Consider the following 15,944-nt stretch of genomic DNA (forward strand, 5'->3'; position numbering starts at 1 on the left):
CCCCCCCCCCCCCGGGACGATCCGGGCCCCGACGGGCCTGGTCGCCGCGGAGGCCCCCCCGAAGCGGGCCACGGCGGTCCTCAGTCGGCCTCGCGGGCGGCCTCGGTCGGCCCCGGTGGTTGGCCTCGGCCCGCTCAGTGGACCTCGCGAGCCTCAGCGGACCTCAGCGACCTCAGCGGTCCGAGTCGCCTCAGTGGCCGAAGTCGAACCAGTTGACGTTCACGAAGTTGGCCGGCTGGCCGCTGGTGAACGTCAGGTAGACGTTGTGCGTGCCGGTGACCCCGGTGATGTTGGCCGGGACGGTCTGCCAGCTCTGCCAGCCGCCGGTGTTGGCCAACGCGAAGCTGCCGATCGGCGGGCTGGTCCTGCTGTCCAGCCTTACTTCCACCAGCCCGCTGACACCGCCGGCCGCTCCGCTGGCGACCCGCCCGTAGAACTGGGTGGCCGCTGCGGAACCGAAGTTGACACCCTCGTAGAGCGCGTAGTCGCCGTTGGCGATGGAGGCGACGTCCTGGCCGCCGCCGGTGTCGGTGCACGGCTCGACGGTCACCCCGGACTGGCTGTTGAACGACTCCGCCTGTATCGCGCTGTACGCGTCGCGGTTGCCGGGCGGTGGGGTGGTGGTCGGCGGGGGCGTGGTGGTGGGCGGAGGCGTGCCCGAACCGCTCTGGTAGACCGCCACGTAGTCGACCACCATCGGGTGGCCCGGCACGGTGGCGGCGTCGGGTCCGCCGCCGAACGCGTCGGGGAAGGCGCCGCCCATGGCCACGTTGAGGATCAGGAAGTAGCCGTGGTTGGTGGCGTTCGTCCAGGTGGTGGCGTCGACCTGGGTCTGGCTGACGGTGTGGAAGTTCACGCCGTCCAGGTAGAAGCGCATCCGCTCGGGGCTGGCCGAACGGTCCCACTCGACCGCGTAGGTGTGGAAGCCGGCCTGACAGGTGGTGCCGGAGCAGGCGAGCTGGCCGCCGATGCCGGAGTTCTCGTTGCAGGGGCCGCCGGGTGCGGTGCCGCAGTGCATCGTGGCCCACTCGTTGTTCATGCCCTGGACGTTCTCCATGATGTCCAGTTCGCCGATACCGGGCCAGTTCCAGTAGTTGCCGCGGTAGGGGGCGCCCAGCATCCAGAACGCGGGCCAGTAGCCGCGTGCCGCCGCTCCGGTGACGTTGGGCATCTGCAGCCGGGACTCGACCCGCAGCTTGCCCCCGGCGGGCGGCTGGAAGTCGGAGCGCCGGGTCTCGACGCGGCCCGAGGTCCAGTTGCCCGCGCCGTCGCGCAGCGGGGTGATCCGGAGGTTGCCGGTGCCGTCGAGCGAGACGTTGCTCGTGCTGGACGTCATCGTCTCGACCTCGCCGGTACCGAAGTTGGCGGGACCGCCCGGGTAGCTGGTGCCGGTCGTGTACTGCCAGTCGGCGGTGTTCACGCCGCTGCCCGCCGGACCGTTGAAGTCGTCCTTGAAGACGGACGTCCAGCCCGGCGGGTCGGGCGGCGCGGCGGCGTGCGCGGGCAGGGTCACGACCGCGGCAGCCGTGGCGGGCAGCAGAAGCAGCCCGGCGGCGGCGATGAGCAGGCGCCGTACAGGGCCGTGTCTGGCGGGGGTGGGGAGCATGGAGACCTCTCTCTGCCGTGGGGGGTCAGAAGGTGCGAGAGCGCTCTCAGCGCGTGCTGCCCGGACAATGTGCCCGTCTGCGGACCGTAGGGCAAGAGATGAACTCGAATTGACCTGGGCGAAGAGGCCGCCTTCACAAGCCGAAGCCGCTGCGAACCCTGCGCATATGACGAGGCGTCACCGAACGGATACATGTACCGGGTTGGCGAGAGCGCTCTCATACGGGAAGGGAACGCCCGGCACAGCGCGCGGGGCGGCTTCGGTTACAGCGCGCGCAGCCCGTTGATCACTTCGCGGAGGATGCTCTCGTCCGGCAGCTCGGCCGGCGGCACCGGCTTGTGGATGTGCACGTGCGATGCCTCCAGCAGGTCGCCGACAAGCACGCGTACCACGCCGACCGGGAGGTCGAGGTCGGCGGCGAGTTCGGCGACGGAGGTGGCCTGCTGCCGGCAGCGCTCGATGATGTCGAGGTGCTCGGGTGACAGGGTGTGGTCGTCCAGGGCCGCTTCGTCGTCGGCCTCGGTCTCGGTCACGACCAAGGCGATCAGGTCGAGCTTCGCCTCGGCGGCGTGGCTGGTACGGCCCCGCGTCATCGCGTAGGGCCGTACCACCGGGCCTGCCGCTGCGTCGTACCAGCGGTCCGATTCAGATGTCATGTCGCCCTGTCACCCCGTTGTCAGCTCACCGGTCAGCCGCTGAGCGCCGTGCCGCTGTCCTGCCGCGGCGCTGTGCCCAGGTGTGCTCCTACCCGCTTCACCAGAAGAGCCATCTCGTACGCGACCTGCCCGACGTCGGAGTCCGCGTCCGCCAGCACGGCCAGGCAGCTACCGTCGCCGGCCGCGGTCACGAAGAGGAACGCCTCGTCCAGTTCGACCATGGTCTGCCGGACGCGGCCGGCCTCGAAGTGCCGGCCGACGCCCTTGGCCAGGCTGTGGAAACCGGACGCCACGGCGGCCAGATGCTCGGAGTCCTCCCGGGTGAGTCCCTCCGAGGCGCCGATGGCCAGGCCGTCCCCGGAGAGCACCAGGGCCTTGCGGATGCTGGCCACGCGGACGACCAGATCGTCGAGGAGCCAGCTCAACTCGCGTGTCGGGCTTGTTGGTGCGGTCATCGACCGTTCCCCTCATCAGGTGTCGTTCTCGGTACTGATGTCGATGTGTCGTACTCGGCGCCGTGGCCGGCGCCGGGAGTGGCAGCGGGGCTGCGGCCGACGGCGGTGTCGGCGGTCGGGGGGGCGGCGGAGTCGGCGGTCGGGGGGGCGGCGGAGTCGGCGTCGGCGATCTCCCGGCCGCGCTGCCAGCCGCGCTGGAGTGCGGCCATCCGGTCGCGCACCTCGTCGGCCGACCACTCCCTGCCGCTGTCGCCGCTCCGCGTGTCCGGACCGGACGCGGCCCGCAACTGCGGTGCGAGGCTGGCCTGCCGGACGCGGCGCGGGAGCACGATGCCGGGTTCGGGTGACGCGGGTTCGGCCGCCGTGGGGCGGCTGTCCGCCGCGGGCTGCGGGACGGGCTGTACGGGCGAGACGGCCGGCCGGGAGTGGGCGGTCTGGGGGGCGGCGGGCGCGGTCTGCCCCGACGTGGACGTGACCGGCCGGCCATGGTCGGAGACCAGGACCGGCGCGGTGCGGCGGCTGCGGCGGCGCGGCAGTGGTAGCGGCCCGTCGAAGTCCGGCGCCTCGCCCGGTGGTACGGCCGACTCGTCCGGGTGGTCGGCGTGCTCCGCGTGTTCCTTGTGCGCCTCGCCGCCGACACCGTCCAGCCCCCACGTGCGGAAGGTGTGCTCGGTGCCGGTGGCGGGCTGCGCGGCGCGCGGCACGGCCCGTTCGCCGATCCGGGTGGAGCCGGTGTCGTCGCCGGTCTCGGTGAGCAGAGCGGCCGGGATCAGCACGACCGCGGTGGTACCGCCGTACGGGGACTGGCGCAGCGAGACACGCACGCCGTGCCGCTGGGCCAGCCGGCTGACCACGAACAGGCCGAGCCGGTCGGTGTCGGACAGTTCGAACTCGGGCGTCTCGGCGAGCCGCAGGTTGGCTTCGAGCAGCGCGTCCGGGGTCAGTCCCAGACCCCGGTCGTCGACCTCCAGCACGAAGCCGTTGGCGACCGGCTCGCCGTGCAGCCGGACCTGGGTGTGCGGGGGCGAGAACACCGCGGCGTTCTCGATGAGTTCGGCGAGCAGGTGGGTGAGGTCGGCGACCGCCGCGCCGCTGACGGCCAGCCGGGGCAGGCGCCGTACCTCGATCCGCTCGTAGTCCTCGACCTCGGAGACGGCGGCCCGGACCACGTCCATGAGCTGTACCGGCTTGCGCCACTGCCGGGAGGGGGCGGCGCCGGAGAGGATGACCAGTCCCTCGGCGTGCCGCCGCATGCGGGTGGTCATGTGGTCGAGGCGGAAGAGGTCGGCGAGTTCCTCGGCGTTCTCGGTACGGCGCTCCATCGCGTCCAGCAGGGTGAGCTGGCGGTGCAGCAGCACCTGGCTGCGGCGGGCGAGGTTGACGAAGACGTCGGAGACGCCCTTGCGCATGTCGGCCTGGCGGACGGCGGCCTCGACGGCGGCGCGCTGGAGGGTGTTGAGGGCCTTGCCCACCTGGCCGATCTCGTCGTCCGCGTACTGCAGGCGCGGCACCTCGGTCTCCACGTCGACCTGTTCGCCGGCTGCCAGCCGCCGCATGACGCGGGGCAGCCGGGTGCCGGAGACTTCCTGGGCCTCGCGGCGCAGTCCGGTCAGGTCGCGGATGAGGCCGCGGCCGATACGGACCGAGACGATCAGGGAGGCGATCACCGCGGCCAGGCCGAGACCGCCGGCCGCCAGGGCCTCGATCAGCAGCGTGCCGGAGACGGGCCGCGCCACCTTGCTGAACTGCGCGGACGAGGTGGCGTTCAGCTTGCCGAGGTCGTCCATGGCGGTGGCCGCGGCGGTGGGCCACGACAGGTGCGCGGCGACCAGCGGCGCGTCGGTGGGGCCGGCTGCGATCACCTTGTCCTGGGCGGCCCGCAGCGACGTGCCGGCGGCGCCCTGCCAGTACGTGTCGTAGGGGGCGCGGATGGTGTCGTCGAGGGCTTTCAGGCCGATGTCGTAGGAATTGCGTTCCCGGGCCACCGCGGAGGTGAAGGAGGTCAGTTCGGCCTGGCTGGTGTGTCCGGTGGTGATCGCCGCGGCCATCAGCGCGTCCTCGCGGCTGAGTTCCTCACGGGCCCGGTTGAGGCCGACGACCGCCCGCCGCTCGGTCTCCAGTGTGATGTCGGTGAGCAGGTTGAGGCCGTCGAAGAGGTCGAAGGCCGGGTTCGTCAGCGCGTTGTAGGACTCGTAGGCGTCGTTGCGGGTGATCCGCTGGTTGACGATCCGCTGCCGCAACGAGGCAAGGCCCTCGACCGTGTTGAGGAAGACGTCGAGCCGGCCGCGGGACCGGCTGTCGAGCGCGCTGCGGACACCGGAGGCGGCCAGTTGGGTGCGCAGTTTGGCGATCGACTGGTCGGTGGTGCGTTCCTGCTTGTCGTAGGCGATGCGGGCTTCGGAGTCGCGGGTGTTGGCGACATAGATCAGCGCGGCCCGGCGCTCGTGCTGGATGCTGTGGATGGTGTCCTGAACGGGGTAGACGACGTTGACGAGCACCCGCCCGATGTCCGGTCGTGCGAACACCGCGCGGCCGGTGATGGTGGCGGCGAAGGCCCAGATGACGGTGAGTGACACCAGTGGGATCAGCAGCAGCGCCACGATCTTCCGGCGGATCGTCGTACCGCGAAAGCGCATGGCCTCCCCAACGTCTCCCCCGCGGCGGGGGCGTCTGTCGCGTTTAAACGGCGCGAGCCTACTACTGCCACAGCGGTTACTCGAAAGTCCGTCCACTGGCTTGGGTTGGTCTGGCCTGATACGTACCCCTGAATGCAAGGGGAAATTTCGGGGCAGGCACTTTACATGGAGCTTGAACGCCAGAGCCTGTGGGAGGAAGAGCCGGCGGCCTCGGCGCGGCTGCCCGATCCGGTACGGGCGGCGGCCGTACGGGCGGTGCTCGTCGTGGCGGTGGCGCTGATCGCGGCGGTGATCGAGCTGCTGCTGGTCGCCGGGCACTCGTGGCTGACCGCGCCGATGATGCCGTTCACCGTGCTGATCAGTGTGGCCGCGACCTGGGCGGTGCTGGACGTGTGGGTCACCCGGCAGGTGTGGAACCAGCGCAACGGGGTGGTGTCCAGCCCGAGCAGCGCGGCGCGGGCCCGGCGAGGGGAGCAGCGCGGAGCCCCGCCGGCGGCGGCCCGTGGCCGGGAGGGCGGGCAGGCCGAGGGGCAGCCGGGGGCGCCGACCGGGACGCCGGCGGGCGGGCAGGTGTGCGGGCAGCCTGGGGGCGGCCCGCACATACCCCGGCCGCACGGGGTCTGATCAGGAGGGGACCGCCTGCGCCGGCTCGGGCGGGCGGCGGAACATCCGCGTGGCGGTGATCTCGCCGTGCACCGGCTCGCCGTGCGGGTCGGGTACGGGCAGCCCCGGCCGCAGGTGTTCCTCGACGCTGATGTACTTCAGGCCCGCCCGCAGGTCCGCGTCGTTGCGCAACCGCACCACCAGCGGGAATTCGGCGAGCGCGGTCGTGTCGAACAGCCCCGTGGTGTAGATGAGCTGGACACCGAGCGCGTCGGCGACGGCCCGCTGGAGCTCCAGCAGGTAGGTGGCGTTGGCGCGGCCGATGGGGTTGTCCAGGAACAGCGTGCCTGCGTGCCGCTGCCGGTCCCGGCCGCGGTCGTTGCTGCGCAGCGCGGCCATCGTGCAGTACAGGGCGATGGCGGCGGTGAGCAGTTGGCCGCCGGAGAAGACGTCGCCCATCTGCCCGACGGGGACGCGTTCGGCCCGCAGCACGGCGTCCGGTTTGAGGATCTCCACGGCGATGCCCCGCGGTTCGAGCGCCGCGGCCACGCCGCGCAGCAGCAGGGACATGCCGTCGCGGCGCAGGTCGGAGTTCTTGCGTACGGCGGAACGGGTCGCCTCGTCGATGACCTCTCCGAGGCGTTCGGTGAGGACGGCCTGGTCCGGGTCGTCGAAGCGGATGCGCAGGAATTCCTGGCCGGACCACTCGCCGAGCCCTTCCGGCAGCCGGGACAGACGCTGCGCGGAGCGCAGGGTCGCCAGCGAGGACTCCACCAGGCCGCGCAGCCGGTCCACGATGCTGTCGCGGTTGCGCTCCAACTGGTCGAGTTCGTCGCTGAGCACCCGCAGCCGCGGGGCGAAGGCCGCGGCCCAGGCCGCCGCGTGGTCCGGCAGAGCGGCGCCGGGCAGCTCCCTGATCTGCTGCCGGGCGGGGGTGCGTACCTGCTCGTAGCGGACCGCGTTGGCATGCCGGACGAGGACGTCGGCGGCCTCGCGCAGCTGCGTCTCGGCGGCGGACAGGTCGGCGGCGCAGCCGCGCAGGGCACGGCGGGCCTCGGCGGCGGCCCGCCGTGCCTCCTCCAGACCGCCCGGATACGGTTCCGGCTCGTCGTCCTCCGCGTTCTGTGCGAGGTCGCGCAGCAGGTCGCGGAGGATCGCGGCGGTCTCGTCGAAGCCGCCGGCCGCGTCCTCGGCGGCGCGGTGGGCGCGGACCACGTCGGCGTGGGCGGCGCGGGCCTGCTCCAACGCCTCGCTGCGGGCGGCGAGTTCGGCATTGGCGGCGCGCAGCAGCCGCTGGGCGTGCTCGGCGTCGCGGGGCTCCAGTCCGGCCGGCAGCCCGGTGTGGGATGCGCCGCTGCCGGGAGCGAGCCGTTCGGCCTCGCCGCGCAGTCGGCCGAGTTGCTCGCTGGCAGCGGACTGGCGGGACTCCAGGGTCTGGACCAGCCGCTCGGCGCGGGCCGCGGCGGCCTGGCGGGAGGGCCCGTCAGCACCGTCCGGACCTTCCAGCAGCCGGGCGGCGCGGCCGCGGACCTTCTGGGTGAGGCGTTCCAGTTCGGCGAGGGCGGCGTTCTCCGTACTCTCCGCGCGGGCCTGTTCGGCGCGGAGGTCGGCGCCGACGCCGACCTTCTCGTACACCTGGGAGGCCGCGCGGTACGCCTCGCGCAGCGCGGGCAGCGACTCGGCCGCGGGTTCGGCGGCCTCGTGGTCGCCGTCCTCGGGCGCCCCGGCGATCTCGGAGCGCTCCGCGCGCAGGACGCGGGCGGTACGGCGGGCGTCGTCGGAGGCGCGCTGGGCGGCGCGGCGGTCCTCGTCGGCGGCGCGGGCGGCGGCGAGGCACACCTCGGCCCGGGCTTCGGCCTCGGACGCGTCGGCGGCCAGCTCCCGTGCGCGGCGCTGCCAGTCGGCCCGTTCGCGCAGCCGGTGGGCGAGGCCGGCCAGCGCGTCGGCCCGGCGGCGGGCCTGCTCGGCGGCGGCCCTGCGGGTGTCGCTCTCCCCGGCGGCCTCCGCGCCGGCGGCTTCCGCCGCGGCCCGCTCCTCCCGGGCCGTGGCCAACTCCTGCCGGGCCCGCCCGGCCGCGTCCCTGGCCGCGCTCACCTCCGCGGCCAGCTCCGCGAGCCGCCCCCGCGGGCAGCCCGCCCGCCATGTCGCGAGCCGTGCGGCCAGCGTGCGGTCGTGTGCCAGCCGGGCCGCCAGCACCCGGATCTCCTCGTCCCGGGCGGTCGCCCTGGCCCGCAGCTGCTGCCGCTCGCCGTCGGCCGCCCCCTCGTCGTGCATCGCGGGGTTCGGCGGCACGAGGAAGACGCCCGCCGAGCCGCCGACCGCCGGGGGTGACGCGAGCAGCGCAGCCGCCGTCCCGACCGCGACCGCCGACCGCGGCAGCAGCGCGGCCTGCCCCAGTACGTCCTTGGCCCGCGTGTACGTGCCCGGGTCGGTCACCACCACCCCGTCCACCAGCTCCGGCCGGGCCGCCAGCACCACGGCGTGGTCCGCGGGGTCCACGGCCTGCGCCAGATACCGCCATCCGGGCAGCGCGGGAATCCCGTGCTCCCCCAGGTACTCCACGGTCGCCAGTACGTCGGGCCCCGGCGGCAGCAGTCCCCCGTCCCCGAGGGCGCCCAGAATCCGCGCGTCGTCCGCCGCCGCGGTCCGCAACTCGAAGAGCTGCCGCTCGGCGGCCCCCACGGATTCGTCCAGCAGTTCCCGCAGCGCCTCGGCGAACGCGTCCAGCTGCGCCGCGGTGAGCGGCCCTCCGGCCTCGCGCGGTGCGCCCGCCGGGGCGGCCGTGCCCGCGTCCTCACCACCCGCACCGGACGGACCGGCGCTCCCGGACGAACCGGTGTCGCCCCCGGACGAACCGGAAGCCGGGGCCGTACCGGTGTCCGGCACGGCAGCGCCCGGCGCATCGGCGGCCGTCGCGGCGCCGGAGGCGTCGGTCGCGGGGAGGCTGAGGAGGGCGGTCAGGCGGGGATCGGCGGCGAGGGCGGTCGCCGCGACCGTGGCGGCGGTGCGGCCCGCTTCCGCCGTCGTGAGGGCGTCGGCGGCGCGGGCTGCGGCGAGTTCGGCGCGGGACTCGGCCGATGCCGCGTCGCGTGCGCGGGCGCCGGCCGCCGCGGCCGCCCCGGCGGCTTCGCGGGCGAGGGTTTCGGCGGTCTTCTCCGCGTCGGAGGCGGCGAGGGCCGCTCGGGCGGGGTCGGCACCGGGGGCGGAGTCGTCGAGCCAGCCCGCCCGTACCGCGTCGGCTGTCTCCTGTTCGACCTCGGCGAGGCGTTGGCCGAGGTGCCCGCTCTCGCTGCGGGCGCGCTGCGCCTCGGTGGCGGCGGCGGTCGCGTCACGGTGCGCGGTCTCGGACCGCGTCTGGAGCGCGGCGGACCGCTCCTCCTCGGCGTCGGCCTGCTGCTCGGCGCGGGCGGCTGCGGCGTGCAGGGCCCGTACGAGGTCGGCGGCCGCGCGGGTGCGGGCGGCGAGCGCGGGGGCGGCGTCCCGTTCGGCCTCGCGAATGGCCGCGGTGACCCGGGCCAGCCGGTCGCCCGCGGCGCGCTGCCGCAGGACCGTCTCGGCGGCCTGCCAGGCGGCGTGCAGCGTGCGGGCGTCGCCCAGTTCCCGTCGCAGCGCCGCCGCACCCTTGTCCGCGGCGGCCAGGGCCAGCGAGGCGTGCCGGTAGGCCAGTTCGGCGGTGATGAGGGCGCTGCCGCCGCGCGCCTGCTCGGCGTCGGTGACGGAGTGCGCCGCGCGGGCCATCTGCTGGGCGAGTTCGGTGGTCCGCCCGCGCTCCTGCTGGGCGCGGGCGGAAAGCCGCCGCGACAGGCCGCGGGTGCGGCGCTCGGCCTGGGCGTGGACGGCGCGGGCCTGGTCGCGGGAGGCGCCGGCCTCCACGATGCGCTGGAGCAGGTCGAGCGAACCGGCCGTGAAGTCCCGTTCCGCGGTGAGCTCTGCGCGGCGGCCCAGCTTGCCCGCGAACCCGTGCACCAGATCGGCGAGGCCGTCCGTGTCGCGGGTGTCGGTGACCGCGCGCAGCAGCAGATCCGTGAAGTCGGAGTCCTTCTTGACCGCGAAGAGGCCGGCCGCCTCGCCCTCGTCGGCGTTCATCTCCCGCTGGTAGCGGAAGAGTTCGGGATCGAGGCCGAGATCCCCGAGGTGTTCGTTCCAGCGGTCGTGGATCTCCTCCCAGACCACCTCGAGGTGGGGGTACGCCTTGCCCGCCTCGGTGAGGGCGTCCTTGAACCCCTTCATCGTGCGGCGCCGCCCGCGCGCACCCGAGGTGCCCTCGGCGGGCGGCCGTACCGCCGTGGTCTCGGCGACCGGCAGCGAGTCCAGGCCCAGTCCGGGCCCCGGCCGGAACGAGTACCACGCCTCGGCGAACTTCCGCGGATCGGACGAGACCTGCCGCCCGCGCCACTCGCTCACCTTGCCGACGACCACGAGTTCGCCGGTGAGCGTGTGCTGCCACTCCAGGGCGACATGGCCGCAGTCCTCGGCGAGCAGGAACTTCCGCAGCACGCCGGAGCTGGCACCGCCCAGCGTGTTGCGGTGGCCGGGCAGCATGACCGAGAAGATCAGCTTGAGCAGTACGGACTTGCCGCCGCCGTTCTCCAGGAAGAGCACGCCGGCCGGCGCGGGGCGACGCGGCGGTCCGGTCGGCTCGTCCGCGAAGAACTCGCCCTGCGCGGGCGCGGGGTGCGGCACCGGTTCGCCGACGCCCCGCAGGTCGAGCACGGTGTCGGCGTAGCGCGCGCCGGCGGGCCCGATGGAGTAGAGGCGGAGGCGGGACAGCTCGTACATGCGGGGGCTCTCGTGGCTCAGTCGGTCGGGGAGAACGGTCAGGAGTAGGTGTGGAAGGGCAGTCCGGCGTCGGCGGCCAGGCCGTCCGGCCCCGCGTCGCCGTCCGCGGCCGGCACGAGGGTGCCGGTGCCGTCGCCGACCGGGACGATGCCGAGGTCGAGGAGTTCGGCCATGGCCGCGGTGCCCGCCATGTCGCGGACCTGCAACTGGTAGCGGGCGGTGGTGCGGTACGTGCCGCCGTTCTCGTCGCCGGTGCGCTGGAAAAAGCCGGAGTCGACGAGGAAGGCGAGGGCCTTGCCGATGATGCCGGTGGTGGAACTGGCCAGGCGGCGGGCGTCCTTGGTGGCTCCGGTGGCGCTGCGCCGGGTGTAGACCCGCCAGGCCGCTTCCAGGCCCGGGGCGTCACTGGCCGGGTCGGTGTTCTCTCCGGACTCGTCCGCGCGTTCCTCCAGGCGGCGGCAGGCCTGGCGGACGAAGGCGTCCACGCCGTGGACGGTGATACGGCCGATGTAGCCGTCGTCGGCGAGGTCTTCGGGGCGGGGGTAGGCGAGCGCGGCGGCGGCGAGGTGCGCGAGGCCGTGCAGGAACCGGTCGCCGGCGTCGGACGCGGCGCGGCGGGCGTAGTCGCCCATCCGCACGGCGAACACGGAGTCCTCGGCGGCGGCCACGGCCATGCCCGCGCGGGGCGAGACCTCGAGCACGATGAGGCCGAGACCGGCGGCCACGGCGTCGGCGAGCCGGGCGAACGCGGGGTCCTCCCGGTGCCGCCGCACCAACTCGGCGTACTCCGTGTCCCGCGCCGGCACGAGCTTGGGCTGGAGGCCGAAGCCGACCAGGCGCGCGGCGTCCGCCACGTCCACCGCGTGCACGGAGGACCCGCTCTCCTTGCCGCTGGGCTGCGCAGCCTCGGCCCGTACGTCAGTCACGAAACCGTTTCCCTCTCGTGTGTTTGCGGTCTGCCCGGCGCCGCCGGACACCGTCGCCGTGGTCGGTCGCCGCCGCGACGGACGGGGAGGCGCGCGGGAGGGTCGGTGCGGGGTCGGGGCCGCGCGGTCATGCGGGCGCTCCGGCGGTGAGGCGGGCAGTGCCGAGGATGAGGTCGGCGCCGCCGAATTCGGGGTCGTCGAGGACCGTGCCGTCGTCGACGGCGAACAGGAGGTGGGGTTCGCCCTGGCGGTGGGCGGTGCCGACGGGGGGTGAGGCGGCGTGGACGGCGAGGAGGGCGACGAGGTAGGGGAGTTCGGGGTCGCGCAGGCGTGCCTCGGCGAGCAGACCGGAGAGGCGGCGGGGGGCGTCGTGCGGGAGGTCGAGGAGTGCGAGGGCGGACTCCAGTTGCTCCTCGGAGAAGCGGGAGTCGTCCGGGGTGGCGACCAGGTCGGGCTCGGGCATCTCCGCCCCGAGGTGCTCACGCTCGACCGGCGGGGTGAGCAGCAGCTCGACCAGGTCGGCGACCCGTACCGCCGCAGGGGTGCGCAGCCCCGCCCCGCGGGCGAAGTACGCGTCGGTCACCCGCGACGCCTGCTCCACGGACAGCGGCAGCAGCGGCGCGACGAGCTGCCCGTACAGGTCGAGTCCGGCCCGCGCGGGGGGCGTGGCGAACGCCTGCCGGTCCTGCTCGGCGCGGAACAGCGGTCCGGCCTCCAGCAGCCGGGACTGCAACTGCGTGTGCCGCCGGATGCAGTCCTTGACGATGTCCACCAGTTCGGCGGCCCGGCGCCTGTGCTCGGGCTCCTCCGCCTCGTCGCGCGCCTTGCGGATGTTGGTGAGGATCGCGTTCTCGTGCCGGTACCGGTCCGCGACATGGTCCAGGGCCTCGGCGATCATGTCCGGTACGCGCCGGAGCCAGTCCACCGCCCGCACGTCGCGCCGGGTGGCCTCCAGGGTGCGCCGCAGCGTCTCCGCGTACTGCACCGTGCGGTAGCGGGCTTGTTCGGCGGCGAGTTGGGCGTCGGCCAGCCGCCCGCGGCTGATCAGCACCTCCAGCTTGACCTCGGCTGCTATCTGGGCGCTGGTCACGTCCGTGTCGAGCGCGCCGACCAGGACGTTGACCGCCTCGTCGGTGGTCCGCAGGTAGACGCTGCCGCCGGGACCCGGCACCTCCTCGATCAGCTTGAAGTCGTAGTCCCGCCGCACGTACGCGCCGTCCGGCCCGAACGTGCCGTACACCGCGCGGAATCCGCGGTCCGCGCTGCCCACGTTGATCAGGTTCTCCAGCACCCAGCGGGCGACCCGGGCGTGCTCGGCGGACGCGCGGGTCGGCGCCTGGGCCGCGACCCGGGGCAGCAGCCTGCCCACTATCTGGTCGTGGTCGGCGCCGGTGTCGAAGTCCATGGTGAGCGTGACCAGATCGATCGCGGCGAGCGCGATCTCCGCCATCGAGTAGACCGAGTACTCGCCCGCGAGGTTGGCCTTGCGCACGTCGAGGTCGTGCAGCGGCGCGGTGCAGGCGAGTGCCTTGAGCCGGCGGGCAAGGCCCTCGTCGGCGGCCGGGCCCGGCGCGGGGCGCGTGGCGCCCGGCAGCGAGTACGCAGCGGTCGTGGTCACGTCCCACACACTAGGCGGTGCCACCGACAACGAACGAAACGGCACGGACCCCCACGGGGCGGGCGGATGCCGGTGCGGGATGCCATGATCGGATCGGGGGCAGGAGAAGGAAAAACGGGGGACGGAAATGGAAAGCGGAGTACGGATGCGGTCCCGGCGGTGCACACGGCCACGCGACCGGACGGATCACCAGGACGGGATCACCATGGCGAACGCGGTCATCGATCTCAACGCCGACCTCGGCGAGGGCTTCGGCCGCTGGCGGCTCACCGACGACGACGCACTGCTCGCGGTCGTGACGAGCGCGAACGTGGCGTGCGGGTTCCACGCGGGCGATCCGGCGACGATGCGGCGGGTGTGCGAACGGGCGGCCGAGCACGGGGTACGGATCGGCGCGCAGGTCTCGTACCGGGACCTCGCCGGTTTCGGGCGCCGCGCGATGGACGTACCGCCGGACGAACTCACGGCCGAGGTCGCCTACCAGATCGGCGCCCTGGAGGTGTTCGCGCGGGCCGCGGGTTCGGCTGTGGCGTACGTGAAGCCGCACGGCGCGCTGTACAACCGGGCGGTGCGCGACGCCGAGCAGGCCGCGGCGGTGGTGGCGGGGGCACGGCTGGCCGGCGGGCTGCCCGTACTGGGGCTGCCCGGCTCGCAGTTGCTGGCCGCGGCCGAGCGCGCGGGACTCGGCACGGTCACCGAGGCGTTCGCCGACCGGGCGTACACGGCGGAGGGCACGCTGGTCCCGCGCCGCGAACCAGGTGCGGTGGTCGAGGCGGCGGACGCGGTGGTGGCGAGGTCGGTGGAGATCGCGCGCACCGGGCGGGTCACCGCCCTCACCGGCGAGACGGTCACCGTCGGCGCCCGTTCGCTGTGCGTGCACGGCGACACCCCGGGCGCGGCGCGGCTGGCCGCCCGGGTCCGGGAGGCCCTGGAGGCGGCGGGGCTGCGGGTGGAGGCGTTCGCGTGAGGATCGACGGCGAACCGGCGGGGGCGGCTGGGCCGGCGCCGAAGGACGGCGACGAGGCGGGGGCGCGCCGATGAGGGTACGGGTGCTGCCCGCGGGTGCGGACGCCGTGCTCGTGGAGACCGAGGACGGTGAGCGGGCCGAGGCGCTGCACGCGGAGTTGCTGCGCAGGCGGGCGGCGGGCGAGTTCGCCGAGGTCGCCGAGATCGTGCCCGCGGCCCGTACGGTGCTGGTCACCGGGCTCGCCGATCCGCGCGGGTTCGCGGCCGGGGTGGCCCGGTGGGAGGTGCCGCCGGTGGAGCGCGGGGGCGGGGACCCGGTGGAGCTTGCGGTGCGGTTCGACGGGCCGGATCTCGCGGAGGTGGCGGGGCTGTGGGGGGTGGGCACGGGCGAGGTCGCCGAGCTCGTCACCGGGACCGCGTTCCGGGTCGCCTTCTGCGGATTCGCCCCGGGCTTCGGCTACTTGACGGGCCTTCCGGAACACCTGCGGGTGCCGCGGCTGGACACTCCCCGTACCGTCGTTCCCGCCGGGTCGGTGGCGCTGGCCGGGCCGTACGCCGGGGTCTACCCCCGGCCCTCCCCCGGCGGCTGGCAGATCATCGGTACGACGGACGCCGTCGTGTGGGACCCGGACCGGGACCCGGCAGCGCTCCTGACACCCGGCACCGACGTGCGTTTCACGGCGGCCCCGTGACCACCACCCTGCGCGTTGTCCGTGCCGGCGCCCTCACCACCGTCCAGGACCTCGGACGCACCGGTTACGCCCATCTCGGCGTGCCGCGCTCGGGCGCTCTCGACCCGCCCGCGCACCGCCTGGCGAACCGGCTGGTCGGCAACCCGGAGAGCGCCGCCACGCTGGAGACGACGGTGAACGGCTGCGCGGTGCGGCCGTCGCACGCGGTGGTCGCCGCCGTGACGGGTGCGCCGTGTGCGGTACGCGTCGCGGGCCGGCCGGCGGCGTGGGGCGCACCGGTGCGGGTGCCGGCCGGGGCGCGGCTGGAGGTGGGGGCGGCCACGTGCGGGCTGCGCAGCTATCTGGGCGTCGCCGGGGGTGTCGGCGTCGTACCGGTGCTGGGCAGCCGTTCGACGGATCTGCTCTCCGGTCTGGGGCCGCGACCGCTGTCCGACGGCGACGAGTTGCCGGTCGGCGGCGCCCACGGGCCGAGCCGTTCGGCGGACGCGCTGCCGTACCCCGGCCACGGGCCCGAACTGGTGCTGCCGCTCGCGCCCGGCCCGCGCGACGACTGGTTCCCGCCGGGGGCCCTCACGACGCTGGTCACCGGCGCCTATTCGGTCTCCCCCGCGTCCAACCGGATCGGTCTGCGCACGCTGGGTCCGGCCCTGGAACGGGCCCGCGGCGGCGAACTGCCCAGCGAGGGCATGGTGCTGGGCGCCGTCCAGGTGCCGCCCGACGGCCGACCCGTGGTCTTCCTCGCCGACCATCCGACCACCGGCGGCTACCCGGTGATCGGCGTCGTACCGGAGAACGCGCTGCCGGCCGCCGCCCAGTCGCCCCCGGGGACCCGTATCCGTTTCGTGCTGATACGGCCGGCGCGCCTGATGTGACGGCGGCCTGCTGTGTGCGGCGCGGGTGGCCCGGCGGTCACCACGGCAGCCGCTGCGGGGTGAGGCCGGCCGGGAGCGCGGCGCCGTGCGCGGTGAGGAACGCGGAGACGGCGGCCGGCCAGGTGTAGAGCTCGG

At 74.6% G+C, this 15,944-nt stretch carries 11 protein-coding genes; 4 read left to right on the forward strand and 7 right to left on the reverse strand.

Translation table 11 applies throughout. The features are described from left to right. Positions 1-190 precede the first annotated feature (190 nt). From VIW71_RS16310 to VIW71_RS16325, 4 genes are all read right to left on the reverse strand, one after another. Positions 191-1,606, reverse strand: a complete 1,416-nt coding sequence (locus VIW71_RS16310) for a glycoside hydrolase family 16 protein (RefSeq protein ID WP_331623022.1) — start codon at positions 1,604-1,606, stop codon at positions 191-193. Between the two features lie 263 nt (positions 1,607-1,869). Next, on the reverse strand, positions 1,870-2,262 hold the full coding sequence (locus tag VIW71_RS16315; RefSeq protein WP_331623023.1) for a DUF742 domain-containing protein: 393 nt from the start codon (positions 2,260-2,262) through the stop codon (positions 1,870-1,872). A 32-nt stretch (positions 2,263-2,294) separates the two neighbouring features. Then, complete coding sequence (locus tag VIW71_RS16320; protein WP_331623024.1) at positions 2,295-2,717, reverse strand: roadblock/LC7 domain-containing protein; 423 nt, start codon at positions 2,715-2,717, stop codon at positions 2,295-2,297. Beyond that, positions 2,714-5,353, reverse strand: a complete 2,640-nt coding sequence (locus tag VIW71_RS16325) for a nitrate- and nitrite sensing domain-containing protein (protein WP_331623025.1) — start codon at positions 5,351-5,353, stop codon at positions 2,714-2,716. The genes VIW71_RS16320 and VIW71_RS16325 overlap by 4 nt, the downstream gene beginning before the upstream one ends. Before the next feature lie 165 nt (positions 5,354-5,518). On the opposite strand from VIW71_RS16325, the gene VIW71_RS16330 reads away from it, so the two are divergent. Further along, the gene (locus VIW71_RS16330) at positions 5,519-5,977 is read left to right on the forward strand and encodes a hypothetical protein (protein WP_331623026.1); all 459 of its coding nucleotides are present in this window, start codon (positions 5,519-5,521) and stop codon (positions 5,975-5,977) included. On the opposite strand, the gene VIW71_RS16335 is transcribed toward VIW71_RS16330, so the two are convergent. From VIW71_RS16335 to VIW71_RS16345, 3 genes are all read right to left on the reverse strand, one after another. After that, a complete protein-coding gene (locus VIW71_RS16335; protein ID WP_331623027.1) occupies positions 5,978-10,735 on the reverse strand; it encodes a hypothetical protein in 4,758 nt (1,585 codons plus the stop codon). A gap of 38 nt (positions 10,736-10,773) precedes the next feature. Beyond that, the gene (locus VIW71_RS16340) at positions 10,774-11,604 is read right to left on the reverse strand and encodes a hypothetical protein (RefSeq protein ID WP_331623033.1); all 831 of its coding nucleotides are present in this window, start codon (positions 11,602-11,604) and stop codon (positions 10,774-10,776) included. 184 nt (positions 11,605-11,788) lie between these two features. Next, entirely contained in the window at positions 11,789-13,279 is a 1,491-nt protein-coding gene (locus VIW71_RS16345) for a hypothetical protein (protein ID WP_331623028.1), read from the reverse strand. Between the two features lie 205 nt (positions 13,280-13,484). Between VIW71_RS16345 and VIW71_RS16350 the strand changes: the two genes are divergently transcribed. The 3 genes from VIW71_RS16350 to VIW71_RS16360 all read left to right on the forward strand — a co-directional run bounded on the left by VIW71_RS16350 (position 13,485) and on the right by VIW71_RS16360 (position 15,809). Beyond that, complete coding sequence (locus VIW71_RS16350; RefSeq protein ID WP_331623029.1) at positions 13,485-14,246, forward strand: LamB/YcsF family protein; 762 nt, start codon at positions 13,485-13,487, stop codon at positions 14,244-14,246. 70 nt (positions 14,247-14,316) lie between these two features. Next, positions 14,317-14,937, forward strand: coding sequence for a 5-oxoprolinase subunit B family protein (locus tag VIW71_RS16355; protein ID WP_331623030.1), 621 nt, complete (start codon positions 14,317-14,319; stop codon positions 14,935-14,937). Then, positions 14,934-15,809: a biotin-dependent carboxyltransferase family protein gene (locus VIW71_RS16360; RefSeq protein ID WP_331623031.1), complete on the forward strand. Its 876-nt coding sequence runs from the start codon at positions 14,934-14,936 to the stop codon at positions 15,807-15,809. Before VIW71_RS16355 ends, VIW71_RS16360 begins: the two co-directional genes overlap by 4 nt. Positions 15,810-15,944: the final 135 nt, after the last annotated feature.

It is taken from the genome of Streptomyces sp. (assembly GCF_036524955.1).
Taxonomy (GTDB): domain Bacteria; phylum Actinomycetota; class Actinomycetes; order Streptomycetales; family Streptomycetaceae; genus Actinacidiphila.

What these genes read in the sequence shown, in the direction of transcription:
- VIW71_RS16310 (WP_331623022.1), bottom strand. Translation starts at nt 1,606, where the DNA reads ATGCTCCCCACCCCCGCCAGACACGGCCCTGTACGGCGCCTGCTCATC.
- VIW71_RS16315 (WP_331623023.1), bottom strand. Translation starts at nt 2,262, where the DNA reads ATGACATCTGAATCGGACCGCTGGTACGACGCAGCGGCAGGCCCGGTG.
- VIW71_RS16320 (WP_331623024.1), bottom strand. Translation starts at nt 2,717, where the DNA reads ATGACCGCACCAACAAGCCCGACACGCGAGTTGAGCTGGCTCCTCGAC.
- VIW71_RS16325 (WP_331623025.1), bottom strand. Translation starts at nt 5,353, where the DNA reads ATGCGCTTTCGCGGTACGACGATCCGCCGGAAGATCGTGGCGCTGCTG.
- VIW71_RS16330 (WP_331623026.1), top strand. Translation starts at nt 5,519, where the DNA reads ATGGAGCTTGAACGCCAGAGCCTGTGGGAGGAAGAGCCGGCGGCCTCG.
- VIW71_RS16335 (WP_331623027.1), bottom strand. Translation starts at nt 10,735, where the DNA reads ATGTACGAGCTGTCCCGCCTCCGCCTCTACTCCATCGGGCCCGCCGGC.
- VIW71_RS16350 (WP_331623029.1), top strand. Translation starts at nt 13,485, where the DNA reads ATGGCGAACGCGGTCATCGATCTCAACGCCGACCTCGGCGAGGGCTTC.
- VIW71_RS16355 (WP_331623030.1), top strand. Translation starts at nt 14,317, where the DNA reads ATGAGGGTACGGGTGCTGCCCGCGGGTGCGGACGCCGTGCTCGTGGAG.